This window comes from Haloplanus sp. CK5-1, assembly GCF_037201915.1.
Lineage (GTDB): Archaea > Halobacteriota > Halobacteria > Halobacteriales > Haloferacaceae > Haloplanus > Haloplanus salilacus.
Map to the genome: position 1 here is coordinate 2,612,767 of NZ_CP147505.1, position 25,119 is coordinate 2,637,885.

The 25,119-nt window shown below is 65.0% G+C and carries 30 protein-coding genes, 1 tRNA gene and 1 pseudogene; 17 read left to right on the forward strand and 15 right to left on the reverse strand.

The annotated features are described in order from the left end of the window. Position 1: 1 nt before the first annotated feature. From NBT81_RS13830 to NBT81_RS13845, 4 genes are all read right to left on the reverse strand, one after another. Positions 2-1,039 (reverse strand): hypothetical protein, encoded by a 1,038-nt coding sequence (locus NBT81_RS13830; RefSeq protein WP_338739434.1) that lies wholly within the window; start codon positions 1,037-1,039, stop codon positions 2-4. Then, positions 1,039-1,512, reverse strand: coding sequence for a hypothetical protein (locus NBT81_RS13835; protein WP_338739435.1), 474 nt, complete (start codon positions 1,510-1,512; stop codon positions 1,039-1,041). Before NBT81_RS13835 ends, NBT81_RS13830 begins: the two co-directional genes overlap by 1 nt. A 384-nt stretch (positions 1,513-1,896) precedes the next feature. Further along, positions 1,897-2,262 (reverse strand): hypothetical protein, encoded by a 366-nt coding sequence (locus NBT81_RS13840; RefSeq protein WP_338739436.1) that lies wholly within the window; start codon positions 2,260-2,262, stop codon positions 1,897-1,899. 219 nt (positions 2,263-2,481) lie between these two features. Continuing rightward, on the reverse strand, positions 2,482-3,021 hold the full coding sequence (locus NBT81_RS13845) for an ADP-ribosylglycohydrolase family protein (RefSeq protein WP_338739437.1): 540 nt from the start codon (positions 3,019-3,021) through the stop codon (positions 2,482-2,484). Here NBT81_RS13845 and NBT81_RS13850 point away from each other — a divergent pair. The 3 genes from NBT81_RS13850 to NBT81_RS13860 all read left to right on the forward strand — a co-directional run bounded on the left by NBT81_RS13850 (position 3,020) and on the right by NBT81_RS13860 (position 4,753). After that, positions 3,020-3,967: a hypothetical protein gene (locus NBT81_RS13850; RefSeq protein WP_338739438.1), complete on the forward strand. Its 948-nt coding sequence runs from the start codon at positions 3,020-3,022 to the stop codon at positions 3,965-3,967. The genes NBT81_RS13845 and NBT81_RS13850 overlap by 2 nt on opposite strands. Before the next feature lie 132 nt (positions 3,968-4,099). After that, positions 4,100-4,447, forward strand: a complete 348-nt coding sequence (locus NBT81_RS13855) for a hypothetical protein (RefSeq protein WP_338739439.1) — start codon at positions 4,100-4,102, stop codon at positions 4,445-4,447. A gap of 117 nt (positions 4,448-4,564) precedes the next feature. Then, positions 4,565-4,753: a hypothetical protein gene (locus NBT81_RS13860; protein WP_338739440.1), complete on the forward strand. Its 189-nt coding sequence runs from the start codon at positions 4,565-4,567 to the stop codon at positions 4,751-4,753. Between the two features lie 281 nt (positions 4,754-5,034). Here NBT81_RS13860 and NBT81_RS13865 read toward each other — a convergent pair. Further along, positions 5,035-5,109 (reverse strand) — tRNA-Arg (locus tag NBT81_RS13865). Positions 5,110-5,349: 240 nt separating this feature from the next. Here NBT81_RS13865 and NBT81_RS13870 point away from each other — a divergent pair. Together NBT81_RS13870 and NBT81_RS13875 are read left to right on the forward strand one after the other, a co-directional pair. Continuing rightward, complete coding sequence (locus NBT81_RS13870; protein WP_338739441.1) at positions 5,350-5,958, forward strand: RAD55 family ATPase; 609 nt, start codon at positions 5,350-5,352, stop codon at positions 5,956-5,958. A gap of 54 nt (positions 5,959-6,012) precedes the next feature. Then, the gene (locus NBT81_RS13875; RefSeq protein ID WP_338739442.1) at positions 6,013-6,432 is read left to right on the forward strand and encodes a CoA-binding protein; all 420 of its coding nucleotides are present in this window, start codon (positions 6,013-6,015) and stop codon (positions 6,430-6,432) included. On the opposite strand, the gene NBT81_RS13880 is transcribed toward NBT81_RS13875, so the two are convergent. From NBT81_RS13880 to NBT81_RS13900, 5 genes and pseudogenes are all read right to left on the reverse strand, one after another. Then, the gene (locus NBT81_RS13880) at positions 6,433-6,732 is read right to left on the reverse strand and encodes a DUF5798 family protein (RefSeq protein WP_338739443.1); all 300 of its coding nucleotides are present in this window, start codon (positions 6,730-6,732) and stop codon (positions 6,433-6,435) included. It lies immediately after the preceding gene. A gap of 42 nt (positions 6,733-6,774) precedes the next feature. Further along, positions 6,775-7,821 carry an ABC transporter permease gene (locus NBT81_RS13885; protein WP_338739444.1) on the reverse strand — a complete coding sequence of 349 codons (1,047 nt, stop codon included), beginning with the start codon at positions 7,819-7,821 and terminating at the stop codon, positions 6,775-6,777. Further along, positions 7,814-9,688: a PrsW family glutamic-type intramembrane protease gene (locus tag NBT81_RS13890; protein ID WP_338739445.1), complete on the reverse strand. Its 1,875-nt coding sequence runs from the start codon at positions 9,686-9,688 to the stop codon at positions 7,814-7,816. Before NBT81_RS13890 ends, NBT81_RS13885 begins: the two co-directional genes overlap by 8 nt. Beyond that, positions 9,685-10,578, reverse strand: a complete 894-nt coding sequence (locus tag NBT81_RS13895; protein ID WP_338739446.1) for an ABC transporter ATP-binding protein — start codon at positions 10,576-10,578, stop codon at positions 9,685-9,687. Before NBT81_RS13895 ends, NBT81_RS13890 begins: the two co-directional genes overlap by 4 nt. 62 nt (positions 10,579-10,640) lie before the next feature. Next, a pseudogene (locus tag NBT81_RS13900) lies at positions 10,641-11,429 on the reverse strand (competence/damage-inducible protein A). A 182-nt stretch (positions 11,430-11,611) separates the two neighbouring features. On the opposite strand from NBT81_RS13900, the gene NBT81_RS13905 reads away from it, so the two are divergent. The 3 genes from NBT81_RS13905 to NBT81_RS13915 are packed head-to-tail and all read left to right on the forward strand — an operon-like array spanning position 11,612 to position 13,415. Beyond that, positions 11,612-11,821: a hypothetical protein gene (locus NBT81_RS13905; protein ID WP_338739447.1), complete on the forward strand. Its 210-nt coding sequence runs from the start codon at positions 11,612-11,614 to the stop codon at positions 11,819-11,821. A 33-nt stretch (positions 11,822-11,854) separates the two neighbouring features. After that, positions 11,855-12,922 carry a tyrosinase family protein gene (locus tag NBT81_RS13910; RefSeq protein ID WP_338739448.1) on the forward strand — a complete coding sequence of 356 codons (1,068 nt, stop codon included), beginning with the start codon at positions 11,855-11,857 and terminating at the stop codon, positions 12,920-12,922. 10 nt (positions 12,923-12,932) lie between these two features. Then, positions 12,933-13,415: a DUF2085 domain-containing protein gene (locus NBT81_RS13915; protein ID WP_338739449.1), complete on the forward strand. Its 483-nt coding sequence runs from the start codon at positions 12,933-12,935 to the stop codon at positions 13,413-13,415. A gap of 67 nt (positions 13,416-13,482) precedes the next feature. Here the strand turns inward: NBT81_RS13915 and NBT81_RS13920 are convergent, their stop codons facing one another. Continuing rightward, complete coding sequence (locus NBT81_RS13920) at positions 13,483-14,343, reverse strand: 3-hydroxyacyl-CoA dehydrogenase family protein (RefSeq protein WP_338739450.1); 861 nt, start codon at positions 14,341-14,343, stop codon at positions 13,483-13,485. A gap of 90 nt (positions 14,344-14,433) precedes the next feature. Between NBT81_RS13920 and NBT81_RS13925 the strand changes: the two genes are divergently transcribed. From NBT81_RS13925 to NBT81_RS13960, 8 genes are all read left to right on the forward strand, one after another. Beyond that, positions 14,434-14,895 (forward strand): nucleoside deaminase, encoded by a 462-nt coding sequence (locus NBT81_RS13925; protein ID WP_338739451.1) that lies wholly within the window; start codon positions 14,434-14,436, stop codon positions 14,893-14,895. A gap of 67 nt (positions 14,896-14,962) precedes the next feature. Further along, positions 14,963-15,775, forward strand: coding sequence for a class I fructose-bisphosphate aldolase (locus NBT81_RS13930; RefSeq protein ID WP_338739452.1), 813 nt, complete (start codon positions 14,963-14,965; stop codon positions 15,773-15,775). Next, positions 15,775-16,623, forward strand: coding sequence for a class 1 fructose-bisphosphatase (locus NBT81_RS13935; RefSeq protein ID WP_338739453.1), 849 nt, complete (start codon positions 15,775-15,777; stop codon positions 16,621-16,623). The genes NBT81_RS13930 and NBT81_RS13935 overlap by 1 nt, the downstream gene beginning before the upstream one ends. Before the next feature lie 91 nt (positions 16,624-16,714). Next, positions 16,715-17,107: a DUF5658 family protein gene (locus NBT81_RS13940; protein ID WP_338739454.1), complete on the forward strand. Its 393-nt coding sequence runs from the start codon at positions 16,715-16,717 to the stop codon at positions 17,105-17,107. 85 nt (positions 17,108-17,192) lie between these two features. Then, positions 17,193-18,446 (forward strand): Glu/Leu/Phe/Val dehydrogenase, encoded by a 1,254-nt coding sequence (locus NBT81_RS13945; RefSeq protein ID WP_338739455.1) that lies wholly within the window; start codon positions 17,193-17,195, stop codon positions 18,444-18,446. A 55-nt stretch (positions 18,447-18,501) separates the two neighbouring features. Then, positions 18,502-19,428 carry an aspartate carbamoyltransferase gene (gene pyrB / locus NBT81_RS13950; RefSeq protein ID WP_338739456.1) on the forward strand — a complete coding sequence of 309 codons (927 nt, stop codon included), beginning with the start codon at positions 18,502-18,504 and terminating at the stop codon, positions 19,426-19,428. After that, positions 19,425-19,916 carry an aspartate carbamoyltransferase regulatory subunit gene (gene pyrI / locus NBT81_RS13955; RefSeq protein ID WP_338739457.1) on the forward strand — a complete coding sequence of 164 codons (492 nt, stop codon included), beginning with the start codon at positions 19,425-19,427 and terminating at the stop codon, positions 19,914-19,916. The genes pyrB and pyrI overlap by 4 nt, the downstream gene beginning before the upstream one ends. 207 nt (positions 19,917-20,123) lie before the next feature. Further along, positions 20,124-20,978, forward strand: coding sequence for a hypothetical protein (locus NBT81_RS13960; RefSeq protein WP_338739458.1), 855 nt, complete (start codon positions 20,124-20,126; stop codon positions 20,976-20,978). 202 nt (positions 20,979-21,180) lie between these two features. Here the strand turns inward: NBT81_RS13960 and NBT81_RS13965 are convergent, their stop codons facing one another. Further along, a complete protein-coding gene (locus tag NBT81_RS13965) occupies positions 21,181-21,861 on the reverse strand; it encodes a hypothetical protein (RefSeq protein WP_338739459.1) in 681 nt (226 codons plus the stop codon). After that, positions 21,858-22,334: a hypothetical protein gene (locus NBT81_RS13970; RefSeq protein WP_338739460.1), complete on the reverse strand. Its 477-nt coding sequence runs from the start codon at positions 22,332-22,334 to the stop codon at positions 21,858-21,860. Before NBT81_RS13970 ends, NBT81_RS13965 begins: the two co-directional genes overlap by 4 nt. A gap of 93 nt (positions 22,335-22,427) precedes the next feature. Here NBT81_RS13970 and NBT81_RS13975 point away from each other — a divergent pair, with 93 nt between their 5' ends. Beyond that, on the forward strand, positions 22,428-23,066 hold the full coding sequence (locus NBT81_RS13975) for an IS6 family transposase (RefSeq protein ID WP_338739461.1): 639 nt from the start codon (positions 22,428-22,430) through the stop codon (positions 23,064-23,066). Positions 23,067-23,090: 24 nt separating this feature from the next. Here the strand turns inward: NBT81_RS13975 and NBT81_RS13980 are convergent, their stop codons facing one another. After that, positions 23,091-24,176 (reverse strand): o-succinylbenzoate synthase, encoded by a 1,086-nt coding sequence (locus NBT81_RS13980; RefSeq protein ID WP_338739462.1) that lies wholly within the window; start codon positions 24,174-24,176, stop codon positions 23,091-23,093. Next, positions 24,173-25,114 carry a 1,4-dihydroxy-2-naphthoate polyprenyltransferase gene (locus tag NBT81_RS13985; protein ID WP_338739463.1) on the reverse strand — a complete coding sequence of 314 codons (942 nt, stop codon included), beginning with the start codon at positions 25,112-25,114 and terminating at the stop codon, positions 24,173-24,175. The genes NBT81_RS13980 and NBT81_RS13985 overlap by 4 nt, the downstream gene beginning before the upstream one ends. Positions 25,115-25,119 lie beyond the last annotated feature (5 nt).

A 25,119-nucleotide genomic window follows, 5' to 3' on the forward strand; every position in this document is an offset into this window, starting at 1 on the left:
CTCACTCACCTTTCAGTTCCTCGTACGATTCGACGATCGAGAGATCTCCCTCCAACTTCGGTTTGAGTTTCGGGCTGCGCGCATCGAGTTTGAGGCGCTCGTGTTGCCAGTCGAGTTCGTCTTTCCCGCGCCAGACACCGTAGACGGTTACACTCGGCACTTCGATGATGCCGAACACGACCGCCAGCATGTAGAGGAGGATCTCGATCTCTCGCCAGCTTGCTGTCGCCGTGTCCGGGAATTCCGCGGGGAAATCGACCCGCTGGCCAAGCATCCGGTGGGCTTGTGCCCGCTCAACGAAGTTCCGGTCGTTGCTGAAAAGGAGGATGTCACTCCGGTACTCGCGGTCGTACTCGTCGTACGCATCGATGATCGCCTCATCTCCCTCCGCACTCTGAATCTCGATTGCCTGCTCGATGTCTCGAATCCGTCGGTAGGTGAGCAGGCCGAGCCGACCGAGACGAGCAGAGCCGAGTGGCTGGTTCCAGTATTCCTGGTAGACATCACCGAAGGCATCGACGAACGGATCCGTTTCGTGGCACTTGTAGTCCCAATCCAACTCGTCACGGACCCCCGTTGCAAGTACGAACCCGTTGACATAGCCGATCCCGCTGTCGGGATCGTGGAGACCGAGGACGCGGTCGATTCGCCACGGTAGAAGGTTCGTATCGAAGCCGGCAAACACCGGGGGGTGTCCAGCCATGAGGTCGGGATCGCCGTACCGATCCAGAAACGTCTCGATTTCGTCTTGGTTGGCGGGTTCGAGAATTCCGCTTGCCAGCACTGCCTTACGAAACGCATCTGCATCGGGGAGGTCCTCGAAGACACGCTCGGGATACTGTCGCCCGATATCCTGCCGTGTAGCGGTATAGTCGTCGAGCTCCGTCAGGAATCGGATCGTACACCCATCGTATTCGTCGAGTTCGACCCGTAGTAGTTCCCCGATTTCACTAGACGGATGTTCCACGACGAATTCTTCATCACCGCGATCGTACAACCGATTCAGCAGGACCGTCAGGTGCTGGCGTTGGATTCGCATTAGATCACCTCGGTGAAGTCGATGAGATTGATCGCCGTCCGCGGAATGGTGGGATACGTCTCCCCGAAGTACGCCTCGGTCTCAACGTGCGAGTAATAGAGGTGATCGACATTGCGTTTGATACCGGCCTGGAAACTGATTACTGACCAAAACCGCCGCCCCGGAGAAATATCGACCGCGATGTCGGCGTTCGCGTCATCACCAGTCTCAATTGCCGACTGGAGGTACGCGATGATTGCCTCGAAATCGGTCTCCTCCTCGATTGTTTCGACGGTGATCGACGGTTCCTCGCCACCCTGTGAAGTGACAACCGTCTTCATCAGCGATGTCGCAGCGTCCGTGACGTCATCGATAATCGGGTTATTGAGGACATAGATGTCAGTTGGAACATAGCCGTCGTGACACGCAGCGATGAGCGGATTAACGACTGGAGGGATGCTTGTCGATCCGTTCGTAATCCAGACCCGGTCCATAGTATGTTCTCAACCCATTAGCGTATCAACGTAATGGGGACTTTCCGCGGACAATTTCATACGCTGCGGCGGCAGTTCACGACGGCTGACCGTGTGGCTGGATTCGTGCGGTTCGTCACCGATGGATTGGGTCTCGATTGGGGATCGTTTCAGAACGGAGTCAAACTTCTCTGGTTCTACCTCATGATCTGTTAGCTCCAAGGCTTTCGTGCAGTTTCTCCTCAAACTGATTTTCAGCAATCGTGACAGAGTGTGTTAGTAGTTATCGTTACCCCGAAAAAGTAGTTGCTTTAGCGTCTGAGATGCCGGCTAATTGCGGACACCCCCCGTCCCCCCACCAGAGTATCCAGCGATCGAGCGGTTTGGTCGGTGTGTGGGAGTTCACTACTCTGGTCGCACGGATGAGACACCGGGATTCGACCAATCATCTGCATCATGCTCCTCCCACGGTATGAGATAGACTCCCTTCTCAGCGCGTGCCTGACAGTCCATCTCTTCCATCAGATTGTTCCAGCGATCTTCAATCTTCTCACCAGGTTGCTTGTGCAGAGATTCGTCAAGGTCGTCAATCAATTGTCCTGTGAGGCGACGATGGCGGTCGGTATCGTGTGGCCCCAACACGTCTTCGTATCCCTCCCCACTGACGAAGTACCGGACGAGTGTCGTGAGGCGCAACGCGCGGTCATCACAGATATCGAACCGCTCCTCCAGCGTTAGACACATGCGCCCGGCCCAATCGGAAGCACCCATACACATCCTGTGTCACGCCAGCGTAATAGAAGCTCCCTGGAGAATTTAACCAGCGTAGGGATCACCCTCGTTACAGAGAACGGCGATGAAGCGGGCCGATTGGAACGCATCAGGGATCCCTCTGTCTGTGAGAGCAAGTTCCTGATACGGTATAGAACCGGTCACATTCCTACGTTGATCTCCGTGGTTGCCAGTGCGTGCGCGAGGAGTTTGAGGTCCTCACGATAGTCGATCGTACCGAGCCACTGGTCGGGCAGCGAATCGCTTGTCGAAGCGCCCGCCGGCGAGCGCGCCCGTGACCGCGCCAATCGTGTCCGTATCGCCGCCACGATTGACGACTCGGAAAATCGAGTGAAAGACTGCCGCTAGCTGGTGATTATACAACTTCCATTGGCCAAGTGACTTCTTGCGTGCTGGCGCGCACAGGAGATCGGCGCGTGCCAGCGATAACGCCCGAATCCGGCTCACTGTAAATCTACAATGGAACGTTTGAAACTCGGCCATGGCACGGTGTTTTCCCAAAATACAGAATTGAAAGCAGAAGGCTTCTGAATCCATTCTATCCCGTTTTAGCACCGTGAGAGTACAGAGGTTTTTAACTACCGAATAAAAACGAGGTTTGCTGGTCGAATATGACAGAGAGCACATCTTCGAGGTCCTATGACGCGATGACTCGGCGGAATGTCCCGTTGTCACGGCCCCTTGGATGTGCTGAAACGTTGCTGTCGTTCGGACAGCCAGTCTAGGTGAAAACGACATGATACCTACTACCGAAGAGAAATCGACGACCCCCCGAGACGAATTGAACCGGATTGTGAGTCAGTCGGCGACCGAAGAGTCGTCGATAGCAGAGAACTCGCTGGAGACTGTTCTCCACGCCAGCGAGACAGTAGACGAGGCGGTTCGCCCCCGGATTGAGACATTCGCTACGGATACACCGCTTAGCTCAATAGAAGCCGAAATTTGGGTGCTGCGAAGCACCGTCGATTCGCGGGGAACCCGTCTTAATTATGGAGCAATCGCGCTTGCTATGAGAGCGCATGACAGTCCGTTTGGAAGGAATTGGGAACCAGATGGAGGGTCCAGTTACATGGAGTGGCCGACTGAGGCGATGGTCAAAGACATTCACATGGATTCCAAAGAAAAATTCGAAGAAGCCAGAGATTTCGTGGGTGCCAGTACCTTCTACAACCGCGAAGAAGTACTAGAGTCTCCTGCGATCGTATGGCTCGGCCGAGACACGATTGATCGACTTGAGAGCCAGAGTCTAGGACAACCTGCTGATACCACACTGGATGACGTAGTAACCCAACTATTGGCAGAGACCGAATCCCGGCTTACCCTGGAAGAGTTGACTCACGCGTATCTCACCGCTCGTGGTGACGAGAACATCGCGCAGATCGTTCTGCACGAGGGGACATCTGGCTCCACACTCTGGTTCAGAGCCTACGGCAATGTGGATGATGAACTCCCGGACGTCATCGCCAAGACAGATGCCATCGAAGTCGGAGGTCAGCGGTATGACTTCTACTTCGATGAGGATCCTTATTGGCCAGATGATCGAGGTGGCATAGTCACGCTCTATGCAGCTGAAGGACTGAACGAAACCGAGCCAATCTCACCAGAACATGGCATTGAGGCCGTCCGCGAACGAGTCACCGAAGCCTCCGAGCAGGAAGGATTCGACGGCCTAGCAGAACAGTAGGCGAATGCGTCCCGAGGGAAACTTCTGGACCAATCACACCGCTCCAGCTCGACAGGCGCTCCCCGCGGCAGGGCCCGGGTTCGACTCCCGGGCGGGCCATCAGGCCGGCGGAGATCCCGGCTCAAAACAACTATGAAACGAGCAGACAGCAGCGGAACAAGCACAGACAAAGACAACGGTGACACGGTACTCACCGAGACAGAGTTTGAGAACATGGGATGGCCGACTGACATAGAGCGCGTAGATTCTGGAATAGACCGTGTCTACATGATCGCAAGCTCACTCGGTAACACGAGGATGCTTGATACCAAAGAGGCTCAGGTGCTCGCATTCCGCGCGATCGCGGACGTTGGACGAGAGCGAACAGCTGAGGAGACAGGTATGTACACGTCAGAAGTGGACCGTGAGCTCAGGTCCGCGCGGCGAAAAGCAACCGGCGCTCGGGAATTAGTCGAAATTCTCGACGACTGCGGGTACTGAGCTAGGGCAGCACCTTCTTTCCCTGAGATTCGGACTGGCATACCGAGACACTCCTGAGGACACATTTGGCCTGAACGGCCCCACCCACTCAAATACGACTGACACGAATCTCAAGATATGACTGATGACGAACCCATCGACCCCTCGGAACTTGACACTCACACGCTCAAGCAAATCAAACGCGTTGTCGAAGCGTACCCGGTAGTATCGGAAGATCCATCGCAGATCAGTGAGTACAGAGCAGGGAAACATGCTGCGTACACCACTGTTGCTGCGACGCTCTCAGAGTGGATCGATAAATCCTGATTTCCGGAACTAACTGGTCAACGAGATCCTGAAGAAGATTTTCTCGGACAGTATTGGACAAGCGGGGACGAGGTGGCAACTACTGTCGATCGAGATTGAGATACTGTTCTCCCACTGTGGCCCACACTATTATGTACCCATACTATCAATTAAATGTTGGCGAATCGCATGACACCGGCGACCCCCATCACGAAACGTGATGAAATCAAAACGGCCGAAGAGGGGTTCCTTTATAAACGTCGTACCGCCGTCTGCCAAATGTTGCCCGTCACGCAGAATGATGGGCGCTGCAGGATTTGAACCCGCGACAATCTGGTCCGAAGCCAGACACTCTGTCCAGGCTGAGCTAAGCGCCCCTCCGTCCGAACACAGTCGAGCGGGCATGTTAAATGACGCGGTTCGGCGTCGGACGTGTATCAATTCCGAACAGTGAGCGGCGGTTTCCATGCGTCGACGCTTCATCCTTCGATTATCGAACAATCAAAAAGAATATTACTGGCACACCGTATTCTCGTACTACCTCATGATTTCCGGCGAGCAGTATTGTCCATTGGGCGAGGGTTCTCTCTTCCTCGAGATTCACGCGAGGGTTCGAAATGTATGATCTTGGCCCGCCGCTGAACGCCGAGGTCGACGAGGGAACCAACCTGTTGCTCTCCGGCCCCGCGCTCTCCGGCAAGACCGAACTCGCCTTCGACATCCTCGCCACCGGCGTCAGCAACGGCGAGGGGGCCATCGTCGTCAGCAACACCGACGGTGCGAAGCGTGTCTTTGAGGATCTCTCCAAGCGATTCGACTACGCGGACAACCCGGTCGCGGTCGTCGACTGTGTCACCCGCCAGCAGGGGGTCAACGAGGCCCGAGACGACTCGCAGGTCCGGTACACGTCGTCGCCCGTCGACATGACCGGCGTCGGGATCAAGTTCTCCGAACTCCTCGAGGAGTTCTACGAGACCCAAGGAATCCAGCGCAACCGAGTCGTGTTGGACTCGCTGTCGACGTTGCTCATGTACTCGGATCTCCAGACCGTCTTTCGGTTCCTCCACGTCTTCACCGGACGGGTCCAGAGCGTCGACGGGCTCGGTCTGTACGCCATCGACTCGGGGGCACACGACGACAAGACGATGAACACGCTCAAGCAGTTGTTCGACGGCGTCATCGAGACCCACGAGGACGGAGAGCCGACAGCGAACCTCCCCCGATAGGGTGAAGATGCAGGTGCGTGTGATTCATTCCTCGCCGTCGCGTAGTGGACGTCGATGACCGACTCGACCGACGCCGACGTCGACGACCTGCTGGACGCGGAGACGATCGCCGTCGTCGGCTGTTCGACCACGCCGGGCAAGGCTGCCCACGACGTACCGGCGTATCTCGATCGACACGGATACGAAATCGTCCCGATCAACCCGAACCACGACGAGGTGTTGGGTCGGCAGGCCTACGACAGCCTCGCCGAGGTGCCGGTAGAGGTGGACTTGGTCGACGTGTTCCGTCCGAGCGAGGAAGTGAGCGACATCACGGACGCGGTGGTCGAACGCGCGACGACTCGGGGCGACGTGTGGGGAATCTGGCTGCAACTCGGGATCCGCGACGACGACGCGGCGGCCCGCGCCCGAGACGCCGGCCTGATAGTCGTCCAAGACCGGTGTCTCAAGGTCGCTCACGGCGAGTTCGGGTAGTCAGGCGTCGGTCGAATCCTCGCCGTTGCCGTCTTCGTCGCTCGCGACCGCTTCGGCGTCGGCGACGTGGACGTCGGCGGTGATGGCCGCCACGTCGATCCCCTCCTTCTCGGCGAGCGCCTCAACGATGGCTCGCTGTTCGGCCAGTTCGCGGTTCAGGTCGTTGACCTGATCACGCGTCTCGACGACGGTCTGTTGCATCTCGTGGACCTGTTCGCGGAGTTGGTTCAGCCGTCCGTACACGTCTTCGGCCATGTCGGCGACCTGTTGGAGCTTCTTCGCCGTGCTTCCGAGACCCATACACCCATCTTAGTCGCAGGGTTTGAGTGTGTTTCGGGGCCGTCACCCCGACACGTCGACGTGGGGGACCGCCAGTCGGAGCAGGAGGTAACTGCCACCGCCGAGGGCGACGTAGCCGGCGACGACGAGCGGGTACGTCGGGCCGACGCTGTCGACGGCGAGTCGGGCGACGGTCGTGACCGGGTTCGTGGGCAGGAGCGTCGTCCCGCCGAAGGCAGCGAGGACGCCGACGGAGTAGAGGAACTGTGCGGCACGGCGGTCGGGGGCCAACAGCGCGATGGTCGCACCCAGCGTGACGACCACCAGCGCGAGCGCGGCCACGACGACGAGGACGGCGACGGGATGGCGGACGGTCGTCCCGTTTGCCCCCAGGAGTCCGATCCACAGCGCGGTCTGGGCGGGGGCGAGCACCCCTGCGGCCCACACCTTGCCGTCGACGATGTCGACCATCGAGATGGGTGCGGCCCGGAGGAGTTCAAGCGTCCCCCGGTCGAACTCCTCGGTCAGCGAGTCGACGGTCATGGACCCGCTGATGAACACCGGGAGGAAACACAGCAGCGGGAGCAACACGGTGTAGGTAAACCCGTAGTAGGGTGGCGAACTGACCCGCGGCGGGAGGTCGAGTGGCGTCGACGACAGCGACGACGACCGGTCTGCCCGCTCACTCCGCTCGAAGGCGGACAGAGCGTCGCGCAACTGGACGACGATCACGGTCGTTCGGACGTTGCCGTCGGGTGCCGTCGCCGTCACGAACACCCGCCCGTCCCGCCGATCCGCGAGGAGGATGGCGTCGACGGTACCCGTCTCGAAGGCGCGCTGCGCCGCCGACTGGGTGTCGTACCCCACCCCCGTCATCGACGGCTGTTCGTCGACGACCCGCAGGAGGTCGTCCCGGGCGTCACCGGTGACGCCGACGGTCGTCTCGAAGCCGTCGGCGCTGCCGGGGTCGTACAGCGAGACGAGGCCGACGACCAGGAAAGAGGAGAACGCGGCGATGAACAGTTGGATGAGCAGAGCGAGGACGATGGTCTTCTCCGAGCGCAGGGTTCGAAGCTCTCGACGCGCGACGACCAGACGTGGGTCACGCAAGGGTGGTCACCACCGCGAAGTTGTACGCCGCGTGGATTCCAATAGCGGGGAGCAGCGCCGCCAGGTAGGCGTACCGGCCGCGACGCGCCCCCAGTGCCGCGACGCTCGTCGTCGTCGCGTGGAGGGCGAGCGGTGCGAGCAACAGGGCGAGGCCGACGGCGAGCGTCGGGCCGTCGCCGACGGAGGCGAAGGCCGCCCGACCGAGTTCGAGGTCCGGCAGCCCGACGAACTGGACGATGGCGGTGAACTTCTCGCCGACGAAGAAGCCGAGTCCGGAGAGCGCCCCGAGGAGGAGGGCGACCCCGTCGGTCCGCCGGCCGGCGAACGGGCCACGGAAGGCGGCGTAGACGTGGACGCTCTTCGCCACCTCCTCGACTGCCGCGACGACGACCAAGAGCAGAGGGACGGAGACGTTCCCGGGGAGCACGAACAGGACGGCGATGGCGAGCAGTTCCGCGATGAAGACGAAGGGAATGGAGAGCGCACTCAGGAGGGCCACGGATCGGGGGCGGGTGATTCGGCTGTTGAGCGCGTCGAGGAACTTCAGGGGCACCGGCCGCTGGGTGAACATGTCCTCCTCGCGGTAGACGCCGACGCCGAGGGCGAAGAGGACGGCCGAGCCGACGTAGAAGGGGCCAGTCGAGAAGAGGTACTCCGCGGCCGTGACGCCGACGCCTTGCAGGTCGCGGACGACGAGCGTCAGCGGCGAGATGAGCGCGATGGGCGTGACGTTCGTGAAGATGGCGGGCACGAACGCGTAGGAGGTGAGGAAGACGGAGACGAAGACGGTGACGAACGTGAGTTCCTTGAACGAGCGGGCGAACATGGCCCCGACGAACGTGGCGGCGAGAAAGAGGGCCGCGACGGGGGCGACAGCCGCGACGCTCGTCACGCCGCCGCCGATGGCGAGCGTGATGAGCGCGGTTACCGAGACGAGCAAGCCGAGGTAGGGGAATGTCTTGCCCGCGACGATGGCCGACGGAGAGACGGGCGCGACCAACAGGAGTTCGCCCCGTCGGTTGATCCGCTCGTTGAGAATCGTGCTCCCGTAGGGCTGGATGACGAAGTTCATCGGGACGAAAAAGACGAACGCGAGGACGAGCGACGCGAAGGGGAACGGCGGGGAGATGTCGGCGGGTGATCCGGACGTGCCGCCACCCAGAAGCCCGTCGACGGCACCGATCGAGGGGACACCGACCGGGCCGTCCCGCGTCGCGCCGTCGGCGTCGAGTCCGCCGTCACCGGTCGGGTCGGTCGCGCCGCCGTCGGCGTCCGATGGCGTGCCGGCGTCGCCCCCGTCGTCGCTCGGCGCCGTGTCACCCGTGTCGTCGGTACCGCCGGCCTCACCCCCAGCCGTCACCGCCCCGCCGCCCCGGTCGTCGTAGCGCAGCGTCACCACGACCGGGAACGCGGCCGAGACGTTCTCCTCGGACGCCATTCGGTCGATGTTCCGTCCCTGGACCGCGTCGCGAAGCGTCGACATCGCGGCCCGTGCCTTCCCCGAGTCGGCGACGTAGAACCGGCCGTCGCGGATCACCACCTCGACGCCGCGGCCGAGTTGCCCCAGGTCGGGGGGCCGCGTGGCCAGTGCCGGACTCTCGACGACCACGTCGTGGTAGGGACTGTCGGGAGCGACGCCGACGCGGTAGACGTCGCGGTCGAGGGCGACGCCGCCGCTCGCGAGCGCCGCGCCGCCGACGGCTCCCGCCAACAGGAGTGCGAGGACGCCGAGGACTGCCGTCCGCCGGTCGAGGACGCCGACGCTCCGGCGTGTCTCCCAGCGGGAGATGCGGGCGACCGATCGCGCGGTGTCGCGGGTGCTCTTGGCGGCCGACCGGAGTCGCTCCACAGGCGATCGGTCGCTCACCGTTCCCCTCGGGGGCCGTCGGTCTCGGCCGCCAGATCCAGAAAGATCTCTTCGAGGCTCGGTTCACGGGTGCGAATGTCGACCACCTCGGTCCCGGCATCGGCCGCTCGCTCCCGAACCCGCTCGACGGCCGCCATGTCCTCGACGGTGACGACGTGGCGGTCGCCCGCCGGTTCCGTGCCGGCATCGGGGAGAGGGTGGGTGGTGAACACGCGGTACTCCGTGGTCCCGTACCGCTCTCGGATCTCGGGAACGGTTCCGCGCGCGACGATTTCGCCTTGGTTCATGATCGCGACGCGATCACAGACACTCTCCACGTGGTAGAGGTTGTGGGCGCTGAACAGGACGGTCTTTCCCGCGTCGCTGAGGTCCCGGACGAACTCCAGGACGTAGTTGGTGGTCAACGGGTCCAGCCCGCTCGCGGGTTCGTCGTACACGAGGACGTCGGGGTCGTTCACCAGCGACCGCGCGATGGCGACCTTGCGTTTCATGCCCTTGGACACGTCGCCGAGGCGACGGTCGCGGTGTTCGAGTTCGAGTCGATCCAGGTTCCGCTCGATCCGTTCGGTCGCGACGTCTCGGGGCACGTCGTAGAGGTCCGCGAAGAAGCGGAGGTACGACCGCGCGGTCATGTCCTCGTACAGCGGCGACTCCTCGGGGAGGAAGCCGAGCGACCGGCGCATCTCGGGGTCGGCGGCGTCGAAGCCCGCGACGGTCGCGGAGCCGTCCGTCGGGTCGACGAGACCGGCGATCATCTTCAGCGTGGTCGTCTTGCCCGCACCGTTGGGGCCGACGATCCCGAAGATTTCGCCCCGATCCACCTCGAACGTGCTCCCGACGACCGCGGGGAAGTCGCCGTAGGTCTTGCGGAGCGCTTCGGCCTCGATCATCGCCCGGAGGGACGGACGGCGGGGGGTTAAACGCACGGCTCGCAGAATCAGTCGTGATACGGCTACGGTCCGGCGACGACGTCGACCCGGTCGCGGAGCCACGCGGTCGCCTCGTCGACGGCCGCGGCGTCGATTCCCGTCAGTTTCAGACGGTTTCGTCCCTCCGTGCTCGGATAGCTCCCGACCGTCACGTCGAAGCGGTCACGGACGCCGGCGAGGGCCTCGACCATCGACCCCTCGGGCTGAGGGTGTACAGGGTTCGCGAGACGGTGTCGCCGCCGAACTCGGCCGCCACGAGGTCGAACAGCGCGCGCATCTCCGCCGGCACGCCCGGGAAGGCGTAGACGTTCTCGACGACACAGCCGGGACACAGCCCCTCGGGGTTGAGCAGCGGGCGACTCCCCTCGGGGAGGGCCGCCCACGCGTCCACGTCTATGTCGAGGTCGTGGGCCTCGACCAGATCCGGATTGCGCTCCCGGTAGGCAGCCACCGTCTCGATCACGTCCTCGCGGACCGTGGGGTCGACGACGAGTCACGACCGAACGCGTCGGCGACGGCGTCGGCGGTCACGTAGTCATCAGAAATCACAGATTTCTGATTGGCTGCACGAGAGCTACGCTCTCGTGAACGTCGTGGGTACCGCCGAGACCACCGGTGACGACGACGGCGTCGAAGGCCTCGCGCCACTCGCGGACCGCGGCCGCGATGGCGTCGCAGTCGTCCGGCAGGGTGAGGATGCGCGCGACCGTCGCGCCGGTGTCGGTGAGTCGGCCGGCGAGCCACGTCGCGTTCGTGTTCTCGGTGTCGCCCGCCAGTACCTCGTCGCCGACGGTGAGGATGCCGACTTCCATCGGGTGGACCGAGGTGTAGCGCGGTCAAAAACCGACTGGATCCACGTTCGACACCGATACCGGTGGGCTGTGAGTTCCCAACCGGACCGAACGCGGCGGCCTACCGCCGATGCAGTTCCGTTACCCGAGCGATGCGGTCGTCGAGGCGTACCTTTAAGATAGTTCGATTGACATTTGGTGGCATGGCGCGAACAGAAGAGACGTACGAGGGGCACTCCATCGTGGTCGAAGACGGTGACGGGTTGGTGCTGACGGTCGACGGGAACGAGGTGGCAGTGAACGTCGACGACCACGGGCCCAAGACGCTGTATCGTCACCGCGACAGCTACCGCAGTTTCGAGGACGCGGTCGAACTCGCTCGTGCACTCGTCGACGAGGGGGTGGTGCCGTGACACCGATAGCGCCCGCGTCGAGGGGGTGGCTGTATGTCCAGTAACACGTACCTCCGTCAGGACGCGGCCGAACTGAGCGACGAGGCGGTCACGCGGCTCACCGACGCGATGATCGAGTTGCAGACGACGATGCGGGAGGGTGCCGAGGTGAGTATCTACGAGGAGTTCGTGGCGGTGCACTGGGCGGTCACGCGCTTGGATACGGACGGCGCACACGGTGGACCGGCCTTCCTGCCGTGGCACCGCGAGTTCCTCTACCGGTTCGAGCAGGAACTCAGAGCGGTCGACAGCAGCGTGGCGCTACCGTACTGGAACTGGAGCGGCATCGATGAGACGACGACGGAGGGCGATGTGGAGTTCGACGATGGCTGGTCGCCGGGGAGTATCTTCGACGCGATATTCACCGACGACTACCTGGGCGGTGCCGGCGGCGCCGACAGCGGCGGCGAAGTGACGAACGGCTTCCACACCCGGATGGACGAGGACTGGTCGATGCCACAGCGTTTCGCGGACCAGCGCTTCGGACTCGGTACGACGTTCGAACGGAACACTTCGTTGGACGAGTCGGAGTGGGTCGACTGGCAGACCGAAGTCGAGGAGGGTGGCGTCCAGGCAGCGGGTGGCTTCGAGAACGGAATCATCGAGGAGACGGCCTATCCGGACTTCCGCCAGCACCTCGAACGGTATCCACACGGCCCCGGACACACCTGGATCGGGGGACAGATGCGGACGATGTTCTCCCCGTTCGATCCGGTCTTCTGGCACCACCACGCGGAGGTCGACCGAGTGTGGTTACACTGGCAAAAGGAGGTCGTGGCGGACGACAACTGGGCCGACACCTTCCAGAGCGGGAACAACCCCGGGCACCGCATCGACGACCAGATGTGGCCCTGGAACGACGACGGTCGCTCCCCGGACATTCCCGGGTCCATCGACGACGCGCTTCCCGACGTGCCGCCCGGCGATACGGTCCGCGTGCGTGACGCCCTCGACCCGTACGAGTACGACTACATCTACGACAGCGACACGCAGGCGGGGGCGGCCGCCGTGACGGGTGCGATCTGTAGTTCGATCTGTGGCAGCGGCGGGAGTAGCAACTGAGTGAGAGGGGATGAGCAGGCTCGACGCGTTCCGGTCCTGCCGGCACGACCACAACGTCGGCCTCCCCGGCACCGACTACGCCGTCTGCGCCCGCTGTGCCGGACTCTACGGCGGAGTCGTCTGCTGGGCTACCGTGGCCGCCGCCTGTGGGGACTGCCGGGCCGCGGTACGAGGCCTGCCGGCGGTCCACGGATTCGCCCTCTCGTTCGGGCTGACGCTCCCGCTCGTCGCGGACTGGTGGGCACAGTGTCGTGGCCTCCGGCACAGCACGAACCGCGCGCGTCTAGTGACGGGCATACTGCTCGCTCTCGGGGCCGTCACGCTCGTCGTTCAGTACGGTCGGCTCCCCGCCTTCGGCCCGGTCGCCGTGGGGTGGGCCGTCGTCGTCGTCAAGGTCGGCACGTACTGGCGGGCGCGGCGGCCCCCCTACTGGGGCTGTGACGCCTGCGAACTCGGTTCGATCGGGGAGTACTTCCAGCGGCGTCGGGGGTGACGGTCGACACCGAGTCCGGTCGGGAGCGACGCCGAACGGTGGGGCGTGCTGTCGGCTCCGGGAGCCGTCAGTCGTACTCGTAGAAGCCCCGGCCCGTCTTCCGGCCGAGGTCGCCGGCGTCGACCTTCCGCTTGAGAAGGTAGGGTGGTTTGTACCGGTCGCCCAGTTCCTCCGCCAAGGTCTGGCTGGCGTCGAGACAGACGTCGAGGCCGATGTGGTCGGCGAGTTCGAGCGGCCCCATCGGGACGTTCGTGCCGAGTTTCAGGCCGGCATCCATGTCGGCCTTGCTTGCGACGCCCTCGTCGTAGGCGCGGATGCCCTCGTTGATCCACGGCATCAGCACCCGGTTGACGACGAACCCGGGCTTGTCGTCCGCCTCCCACGTCCTCTTGCCGAGGTCCTCGGCGAACTCGTGCGAGAGGGCGACGGTTTCTTGGCTCGTGCGCTCGCCGACGACGAGTTCGAGTCCCTCCATGATCGGCGCGGGGTTCATGAAGTGGAGGCCGGCGACGAGTTCGGGGCGGTCGGTCGCCGAGGCGATAGTGGTGATCGAGAGCGTCGACGTGTTGGTCGCGAGCACCACGTCGTCGTCGACGACGTCGTCGAGGTCGGCGAAGATGTCCTGCTTGATGTCCATGTTCTCGATGGCGGCCTCGATCACGTAGTCACAGTCGGCCAGGTCGTCGAGGTCGGTCGTGCCGGTGACGCGGTCGACGGCCGCGTCGGCCTCGGAGCGCGACAACTGCTCTTTCTCGACGAACCGCGAGAGGCTGTCGTCGATACGGTCGAACCCCTCGTCGATCAGCGGCTGCTCGATGTCCCGCATCACCACGTCGTACCCCACGGTGGCGGCGACCTGTGCGATGCCGCTGCCCATCGTCCCCGCACCGACGACGCCGACGGTGTCGATGTCCTGTAGGTCACGCATGGTCGGCCCTCCGCGTGGCAGGGTTGTAAGGGTAGCGACCTCGTCACTGGCCCCAGAACCGATAAACCGCTCCGGACGCTCGACACGCCCGTGACGGACGCCTTCGACGGCTTCGACCACGCGTCGCACATGCGGTCGGCGTTCGAGTGTGCCCGTGCAGCCGCCGCCCGCGGTGACGAACCGTTCGGCTCCGTCCTCGTCCGCGACGACGCCGTCGTCGTGGCCGAGTCGAACCGCGTCAACACGGAGTCGGACCTCCGACGCCACCCGGAACTCCACCTCGCCCACCGCGCGTGTCGGGCGTACGACCCCGACGAGCGCGCCGAGATGGTGATGTACACCAGCACCGAACCGTGCCCCATGTGCGCGGGCGGGATGCGGACCGCCGGTTTCGGGCGGGTCGTCTACAGCGTGAGCGGCGACGAGGTAGCGGCCTTTACCGGCCGCGGGACGACCGTTCGCTCGGCGGCGATTCTCGACGGTGTGACCGGCGCCGTCGGCCCGGTGCTGCCCGACGAGGGGCTGGCGATCCACCGCGCGTTCGACTGGTGACGCGTCGTCGAAGGGGTCCGCCGCCGACCACACGCTTTATGTGTGATTTCGTCGGAACAACACGTACATGATCCCCGGTGCTGACTCAGCGATCACCCGCGACGGCAAAGCGCTGATCCTCGCGTACGACCACGGCCTCGAGCACGGCCCGGTCGACTTCGACCCGGTCCCCGAGACGACCGATCCGGCGACCGTCTTCGACGTCGGCACCCACGACGCCGTGACGGCCGTCGCCGTCCAGAAGGGCGTCGCCGAGGCGTACTACCCGTCCTACGAGGACGACGTGACGCTCCTAGCGAAGCTCAACGGCACGAGCAACCTCTGGATGGGCGAACCCGACTCGGCGGTCAACTGGTCGGCCGACTACGCCGCGGAGCTCGGCGCCGACGCCATCGGCTTCACGCTGTACGGTGGCTCCAACCACGAGGTGGAGATGGCCGAAGAATTCCGCGACGCCCAAGAGGCCGCCCGTGAGCACGACATGGGCGTCGTGATGTGGTCGTACCCGCGCGGACAGGGGCTGAAAGACGACACGAGCCCCGAGACCATCGCCTACGCGACCCGTCTCGGACTGGAACTCGGCGCGGACATCGCGAAGGTGAAGTACCCCGGCTCCGCCGACGCGATGGAGTGGGCCGTCGACAACGCGGGGAACATGAAGGTCGTCATGAGCGGCGGGTCGAAGACCAGCGACGAGGCGTTCCTCTCGACGGTCGCCGAGGCGGTCGAGGCCGGTGCGTCGGGGCTCGCCGTGGGCCGCAACGTGTTCCAGCGGGAGAACCCTGAGGCCATCCTCGACGGCCTCGAAGCCGTCATCTTCGAGGAGGCGTCCGTCGACGAGGCGCTGGCGACGAACGACGCCCTCACGGCCGACGACTGATGGTTCGATCCGACACGGTCGCGGCGATCCGCGAGACGTTGGCCGCGGCGACACCCGAGATCCGGGCCGGGCTTCCCGGCCGCCGCGAGAAGGGCGACGAGGAGAACCCCTCCGGCGACCGTCGGTTAGCCGCCGACGAGTACGCGGACGACCTGCTCGAAGAGCGCCTCGGCGGACTCGACGGCGTCGGCGAGTACGCCAGCGAGGAGCAACGCGACGCCGTCGACGTCGGCGGGGGACTCTCCGTCGCCGTCGACCCCCTCGACGGCTCCTCGAACCTCAAACCCAACAACGTCATGGGGACAATCGTCGGCGTCTACGACGCACCCCTCCCGGCCCGTGGCCGGGACCTGGTCGCCGCGGGCTACGTCCTCTACGGGCCGATCACTACCATGGCCTTCGCCCACGACGGGTCGGTCACGGAGTACTTGGTCGAGGAGGGGTCGACGACGCCCCTCCGCGAGGACGTGACCATCCCCGACGAGCCGACGGTGTACGGCTTCGGCGGGCACGTCCCCGACTGGCCCGACGACTTCACGGCCTACGTCGAGGAGGTCGAATCGGAACTCAAACTCCGCTACAGCGGGGCGATGATCGGTGACGTGAACCAGGTGCTCACCTACGGCGGGGTGTTCGCCTATCCCGCCCTGAAGTCGACACCCTCGGGCAAACTCCGCCTCCAGTTCGAGGGTAACCCCGTCGGATACGTCGTCGAGTCGGCCGGCGGCCGAGCTTCCGACGGGACGGGGTCGGTCCTCGACGTCGACCCAGACGGACTCCACGACCGCACGCCGGTGTACATGGGCAACGCGTCGCTGGTCGACCGGGTGGAGTCGGCGCTCGACTAGAACCACAACGACCCGTTGACCCGCGGAAACGAGTCATTTCCCCGGCGTAAGCGGCGTATACTCACGTGGGTTGTGTGTCACTCGTCGTCGTATGGCAACGAGCGACTCCACCCCCGAGGAGCCGGCGACGGTCGGTCCGGCGGTCGGCGGCGCGTGGCTCTCCCGCCTCGCCGCCCTGACGACGGCCCACGCCGCCCGGCTCTGGGTCGCCGTGATCGTCGGTCTCGTTCTCGACGCCGCGCTCACCGTCTACGGCATCCGCCTCGGACTGACCGAGAGCAACCCCGTCGCCGCGGACCTCATCGCGAGGGTCGGCGTCGTCCCTGCACTCGCGCTCCTGAAGGGGGCATCCCTCGCCGTCGCCGTCGGCGGATGGTTCCTGCTCCCCGAACGCTATCGTGGACTCGTCCCCGCCGGACTGGCGATCCCCTGGATCGGCGCGGCAGCCGTGAACGTCCTGGCGGTCGGCGTCGTACTGGTGTGAACGAGGTCGGACGCGTCCGGCGAGGGCGCGTGACGTTCATGGCGGTCGAAAGGACTGTATTGGCGGAGGTCGAATCGGGGGCCGGATGGCGGACATCAATCCGTTCGAGAGCCTCAAAGAACAGATCGACGACGCGGCCGCCTACGTCGACGCCGACGCCGACGTGATCGACCGACTCAAACACCCCGAACGCGTCCTGTCGACGACGCTCTCGGTCGACATGGACGACGGATCGGTCGAGCGGTTCGACGCCTACCGGGTACAGTTCAACGGCGACCGCGGGCCGTACAAGGGCGGAATCCGCTACCACCCGAACGTCACCGAAGACGAGGTGCGGGCGCTCGCCGGGTGGATGACGTACAAGTGTGCCGTGGTGGACATCCCGTACGGCGGCGCGAAGGGTGGCATCGCGTTCGACCCTCGGGAGTACTCCGCGAGCGAACTCGAACGGATCACGCGCGCCTTCGCTGTCGAACTCCGACCGCTCATCGGCGTGGACCGGGACATCCCCGCGCCCGACGTGAACACGGGCCAACGGGAGATGAACTGGATCAAGGACACCTACGAGACCTTGGAGCGGACGACCGAACCCGGCGTCGTCACGGGGAAGGCCCCCTCCTCGGGGGGGAGCGCCGGGCGCGTGGAGGCGACGGGCCGGTCGACGATGCTCACCGCCCGGGAAGCCTTCGACTACCTCGGCCGGGGCATCGAAGGGGCGACGGTCGCCGTACAGGGGTACGGGAACGCGGGATCGGTCGCCGCCGAACTGCTTGACGAGGCCGGCGCGACGGTCGTCGCTGTCAGCGACTCGCGGGGCGGCATCCAGGCTGCAGACGGACTGGACACCGAGGCAGTGACGGCACACAAGCGGGAGACCGGCGTCGTCGGTGGCTTTCCCGGGGCGGACCGCGAACTGTCGAACGAGGAACTGCTCGCCGCCGACGTCGACCTCTTGGTACCGGCGGCCCTGGAGAACGCCGTCGACGCCGACGTCGCCCGCGACGTGCGGGCCGACGTCGTCGTCGAGGCGGCGAACGGCCCGTTGACCCCCGACGCCGACGACGTCCTCACCGACCACGACGTCTACGTCTTCCCGGATATCCTCGCCAACGCCGGCGGCGTGACCGTCTCCTACTTCGAGTGGGTGCAGAACCGACAGCGATTCTCGTGGACCGAGGAACGCGTCAACGACGAACTCGAACGGATCGTCACCGAGGCGTTCGACCGATTGGTCGACGCCTACGAGTCCTACGACGTGCCGAACATCCGGACTGCGGCGTACGTCCTCGCCCTCGAACGGGTGATCGACGCCTTCGACGACGCGGGCAACTGGCCCTGAGTCCGGGCGAGTCGTCCCGGGGGATTCAAGACGCCGCGGGTGGCTCACACAGGTAATGTTGGAGGACCACCTCATCAGCGCGGCCCACCTCTCCCGGGCGGACATCGAGACGGTGCTCGACCGCGCCGAGTCGGTCGATTCCGCGGGGGAGGCCGGCCACGGGAGTCACGACGGTCGCGTCCTCGCGCTCTGTTTTTTCGAGCCGAGCACCCGAACGAAGATGAGCTTCGAGTCGGCGATGAAGCGCCTCGGCGGCGAGACGATCGACATGGGGTCGGTCGAGTCGTCGTCGGTGAAGAAAGGCGAGAGCCTCGCCGACACCGTCCGCGTGATCGAAGGGTACGCCGACGCGATCGTGCTCCGCCACCCCAGCGAGGGATCGGCGAAACTCGCCTCGCAGTTCGTCGACGTGCCGCTGGTGAACGCGGGCGACGGGGCCGGCCAACACCCGAGTCAGACGCTCCTCGATCTCTACACGATCCGCGAGAACGCCGGTCTCGACGACATCACCGTGGGCATCATGGGCGACCTGAAGTACGGCCGGACCGTCCACTCGCTGGCCCACGCGCTGACCAACTTCGACGTGCGCCAACACTTCGTCAGCCCGGAGAGTCTGCGCCTCCCCCGTAACGTCCGCTACGACCTCCACGAGGCCGGCGCGCAGGTCCGCGAACACACCGACCTCGACGAGGTGCTCCCGGAACTCGACGTGTTGTACGTTACGCGCATCCAGCGCGAGCGCTTCCCCGAGGAACGGGAGTACCGCGCCGTCGCCGGCGAGTACCGCATCGACAACGAGACGCTGTCGGACGCCCGCGACGACCTGACGGTGATGCACCCGCTCCCTCGGGTCGACGAGATTGCGCCGGCGGTCGACGAGACGGCGCGTGCGAAGTACTTCGAACAGGCACACAACGGCGTCCCCGTCCGGATGGCGTTGCTCGACATCCTCCTCGGGGACGAGGGGGGTGACCGACGATGAGCGACACGGAGAAGGAACTCCGCGTCAGCAAGATCCGCGACGGCACCGTCATCGACCACGTCACCGGCGGGCAGGCGTTGAACGTCCTCGCCATCCTCGGCATCGACGGAAACGGCGGCGAGACGGTCAGCATCGGCATGAACGTCCCGAGTGACAAGTTGGGTCGCAAGGACGTGGTGAAAGTGGAGGGGCGCGAACTCAGCCAGTCGGAGGTGGACGTCCTCTCGTTGATCGCCCCCGAAGCGACCATCAACATCATCCGCGACTTCGAGGTGATTGATAAGAACCGGGTCGAGCGCACGGCCTCGGTAACCGGCATCCTGGTCTGTCCGAACCACAACTGCATCACGAACGCCGACGAACCCGTCCGGACCGAGTTCGAGGTGTTCGACGACGGCGTCCGGTGTTCGTACTGTGGCACCATCGTCCGCGAGGGCGACGTGGCCGAACACATCGACGCCCGAGGCTCGGGCGAAACCGCTTTGTGACCGGTGGCCCAACGTTGTGGTATGTCCGGTAAGACGAAGTTCATCCTCGTGCTGGCACTGATCGCGATCGGCTACGTCCTCCTCTCGGGCGACAAGAACCCCGTGGAAGTCGACGTCGACGAGTAACGCGTCCACGGGTCGTTTTTCGGGTGCGGATCACCCACCGCGCCATTTACCCACCACGCCCTCGTACCGTCGGGTATCCGCATGTACGGGGTCGTCACGCGAAACGCCGAGGAACTGGAGTGGTCGACGTTCGACACCGGCTTCTACGAGGTGAAAGACGTCACCGGCCGGGCGGCAGCCCCGCTCTCGACGGGCGTCAACATGGTGTCGACGTTCGGCGACAACGCCGCGGTCGGCGACGACCCCGACTTGGCCGCCGTCGACGCCGAGGGGCGATCGGCGACCCGCGAACGACCCTACTTCGACTGGTCGTACGTCTGCCCGACCCACGACCGCTACCGCGAGGGCGTCCTCGAAATCGTCGACGATTGCGTAGCCGAGTCCCCCGACCTCCGACTCGACGACGTGGGGTTCCCCCGCGATGGCTACTGTCGATGCGAGCGCTGTGACCGCCGCTTCGCCGACAGCGACTTCGACGACCGCGAGGACTGGCGCGCCTCGGTCGTCACCGACTTCGTCGCCGCGGTCCGGGACCGCGTCCCCGGCGACCTCTATCTCACCTGCTACCCCGACCCCTACCCCGGCCATCTCCGGGCGCGAAGCGGCCTCGATATCGAGGCACTCTCCCCGCACGTCGAGGAGTTCGTCGTCCCCATCTACGACACCGCCTACGGGACGACCTACTGGCTCGAGACCATCGCGAAGGGGTTCGAGAGCCGACTCGCCGGCCTCGACGTCGACCTGGGCGTCGAACTGTACGCCGTCGAGGTGGACGTCGACGCCCTCGTCGACGCGACGACGGTCGCCGAGGCGTACGCCGACGCCGTCTACTTCGGCTACGACGCCTCGAACGCCGCGGCTGCGATCCGGCGACTCCGGGCCGACCGTCGCGAGAGCGTCACGCACGGCAACGTCGGCGGAGACGACGACGCGTGAGTTACAGCGGCCCGTAGGAGAGTGCCCAGACGACCACGATGCCGAGCGTGAACACGAGTATAGCGAACAGCGCGAGCACGTAGAGCAGACGACCGGTCGTCATGGTGGCTGTAGGGACGCAGACCGTGATATATCATGCGCCATCGACGCCGTCGGTGTGGCGGGCGCACGGATCGGACGGAGTGACGCGACCACTGTGGCGTCAGTTCTCGAGCGCCTCGATGGCGGCATCGAACGCGTCCGTCGTCGCGTCGTCCAGCGGTTCGTCGGGGTACTTCGCTTCGAGGGCGGGGAGCGCACTGTCGTCGCCGAGGACGCGAAGTGCGTCCGCTGCCCACGACGGATAGCCGTTGCCCCGCCCACGGTCGAGGTACGAACAGAGTTCCGCCACGAGTCGCTCCTCGGGCACCGCGTTCGTATGTCCGTACACGTAGCCCGCGATGAACGCGTAGTACGCCGGAACGGACTCGTCGCCGAACACGGCGTCTTCCAGCCAGTCGAGGTGCGGTTCGAACACCGACGGCCGGGCCTGTGCGACCCGGGCCAACGAATCGGCGACGTACACCGTCGCCCGGAGTTCATCCGAAGCCATCACCTGCTGTGGTGACGGGATTCCGTCCACGTCGTCCGGGTAGTGCGCCCCCGTCTGGAGGAGCGTCGACACGTGTGGCTCGAACAGATCCGGGCGGTCGTAGAGGTTCTGTAACGCCTCCGCGCCCCGCAACCGCTCGTCGACGTCGTCCGCGTTCACTAGCGCGACGATGCGTGACATCTCCTCCGGGGTGATGGCCTCCGGGTCGTCGACGGCCCGAGAGACCAACTCTTCCCGGTCGACTGCGTCGGTGCCGTCCCGCTCTGACGTGTTCGGGGAGTCGTCGGTCATGCTCTCAGATCGACGTCGAGGTTCAGGTCGGTGAATACGTGGTAGTACACATGTCGCTTGGGCATCCCGGTCGTTTCGCAGAGTTCGTCGATGTCGCTCGCGGTGAACTCTCCGCCGAGTTCCGACAGCAGATCGTAGTACGACGACGAGTATCGCGGGCGGTCTTCGTCGGTTCGAGCGACGATCCCTCGCCGGACGGCCGCGTCGAGTGCCGCCTGGAACTCGTCTTCCGTACCGGGAGCGGCCGGCCGTTCGACCCACTCCGACCGTTCGAACTGGTGGTAGTGGTCCGGACCGGTCCGGATGGGATGCTCGTCTCCTGATTCGAAGAACTCGCGGACGAGCCGTTCTCGATCCGTGAGTTCGTCCGCATCCGGCTCCAGTGTCACGTCGCCGTAGCGAGCGAGGAGTGCTTCGACCACCGCCGGATCGATGTCGTACTGGTCGACCACGCCGGCAGCAGATCGGGTCACGTCACGCACGAATCACTACCCGCTGTTAAAAGTACCCCCGCCCGTTCCGGTCGCGTTAAGTTAGAGGATGAGGCGGACGAGTTCTGAGTGCTTATGCTAGAATTCGACCGCCTCAACGGATGTATCGAGTGGATCGACTTGTCGTTTGTGGAGCGAAAGCGGACTCCCGAGTGGGCGATTCAAGTGGGCATCCGGTGTCATCTCGCAGGTATGTCAACAAGGGATGCCAGTCAGTTTCTCGATGAGTTGGGAGTCAAACGTAGTCACGTCGCGGTTCACAACTGGGTGCACAAGGCCGATCTACAGCCGATGTCGACGGTGAGTGCGGATCAACTTGCGGTTGACGAGAAAGTGATCCGCATCAACGGCGACGACTACTGGCTGTACGGTGCCGTCGATCCTCAAACAAACGAAATCCTGCAGTTCAGGCTGTTTCCAGCGACAACGAAACAGACGACGCGATGGTTTCTGACCGAACTTCATCGACGATATCGGCTAGATGGCGTCGAATTTCTCGTCGATGACGCCGATTATCTAGTGAACGTCCTCGACGAAGACGGGTACCGATTCCAGATGATTTCACACGGGAATCGGAATGCCATCGAACGTGTCTTTTGGGAGATAGAACGACGAACCTCATCGTTCGCAACTAGTTTCAGCCATGTCGAACCGCAGACAGCAGAATCGTGGCTCAAAGCCCTCGCCGTCCGGCACAACTCACGCCAAAGTTAACGCGACCCCCGTTCCGGTGACCGGTTACGGCCCGCGTCCGATCAGGTCGTCGAAGGCGTCGCCAGCGACGCCCGGACCGTCGGGCACGGCCACCGTCCCCGCCTCGACGGGCACCGGATCGGGGGCCAGATCGGTTTCGAGGGCGTCGCCGGTCGCCAGCCCACAGGGACGCACGTCCGGAATCGTGGCGGCGACGTGGACCGCCGCCGTCCGTGCGGGTGCGGCGTCGACGGTGGTCGTCACGACGGGGTCGACGCCCGCGCCGAGTGTGTCGCGTGCGACCCCGACGGCGCGGGCGGGGCCGCCGAGCGCCATCGGCTTCACCACCAGTACGTCCGCGGCGTCGGCGGCCAGTACGTCGGCCACCGTCGCCGCGGTCAGCGACTCGTCGAGCGCGATATCGACCCCCCGACCCCGGAGACCGGCGTGGCCCGACAGATCGGCGGCAGGGAGGGGTTGTTCGACGTAGGACAGATCGAGCGACGAGAGGGCTTCGACGGCCTCCTCGGCCGTTTCGCGGTCCCACGCGCCGTTGGCGTCGGCCCGGAGCGTCACGTCCGAGCCGACGGCGGCCCTGACGGTCCGGAGTCGCGTCACGTCCCGGTCCAGGTCGCCGACGCCGACCTTGACTTTCAGACAGTCGAACCCGGCGTCGACGGCGTCGAGCGCGGCCGCCACCGTCTCCTCGGGTGACGCGTCGCCGAGCGTCGCGTTGACGGGGACGCTGGGTGCGGGCGCGTCGGCGAGCAACGACGCGAGCGGCCGGCCCTCGAGTCGCCCGAGGGCGTCGAGCGCGGCGGATTCGACCGCGTGGCGGGCGGCGGGCGTGTCGTCTAACGGAGCGGTCACGACCGGCGGTGCCGTGGACAGGGGTTCGAGCGGTGTCGCGGCCGCTGCCTCGAGGAGCGTCCCGTCGGCGTCCGCCACCGCGTCGAGTGCCGCCCGGCAGTCGTCGAGCGACTCGGTCCACCCCGGGAGCGGCGTCGCCTCGCCGACCCCCGTCACGCCTGCCGACCCGATCCGGACGATATCCCCCTCGCGCCGGTCGATCGTCCCGGCAGCCGTTCCGAGCGAGCGATCGAGGTCGAGTGCGAACGGGCGTCGATTCATAAACCCAAGGCGAGACCGACCGCGAACAGGCCGGCGTGTGCAGCGAGCAGTTTGCCGGTGCGTTCCAGCGCGGGGTTGAGCGCGCCGCCGGACGTTCGCGTACAGACGGTGCGGGCGACGGCGGCGGCGAGTGGGATGGTGAGGAGTGGGAGACAGACGAGGACCGACCCCGGACCGGCGAGCCACACGCCGACCGGGACGAGATAGGAGAGCACCAGCAGGCCGACGTACTGGACGCGACTCCAGCGGTAGCCGATCCGGACGGCCAGCGTCCGCTTGCCCGTCTCGGCGTCGGTCTCCATGTCCCGGACGTTGTTCACGACGAGGATGGCCGTCGACAGCGCGGCGACGGGGAGGCTGGCGACGACCGCGATCGGGGGTACCGTCTCCGGGGGGACGGTGAGCGGGAGCGGGGGCGCCAGTACGGCCGCGGCTTGGACGTAGTACGTGCCGGTGACTGCGACGAGGCCGAAGAAGACGAAGACGAAGACGTCGCCGAGGCCGTGGTAGCCCAGCGGGTAGGGACCGCCGGTGTAGGCGAGACCGGCGGCGACGGAGACCAAGCCGACGATCAGGATCGGGAGGCCGCCGACGTAGACCAGCGTCGCACCGACGAGGATCGCCGCCGCGAACGTGAGATACGTGGCCCGCTTGACCTCTTCGGGGGCGATGAGCCCCGACTGTGTCACCCGCGTGAATCCCTCGCGGTCGTCGGTGTCCGCGCCCTTGACGGCGTCGTAGTAGTCGTTGGCGAAGTTGGTGCCGATCTGTATCAACGCGGCCCCCACGAGCGCGGCGAGCGCGGCGAGGGGATGGGCGACGTCCCGTCCGACCGCCAGCCCGACGCCGACGGCGACCGGAGCCGCGGCCGCCGGGAGCGTCTGTGGCCGTGCGGCCATCACCCACGCCCGTCGTCGTCCGACCTCCTCCGTACTCATCGTCC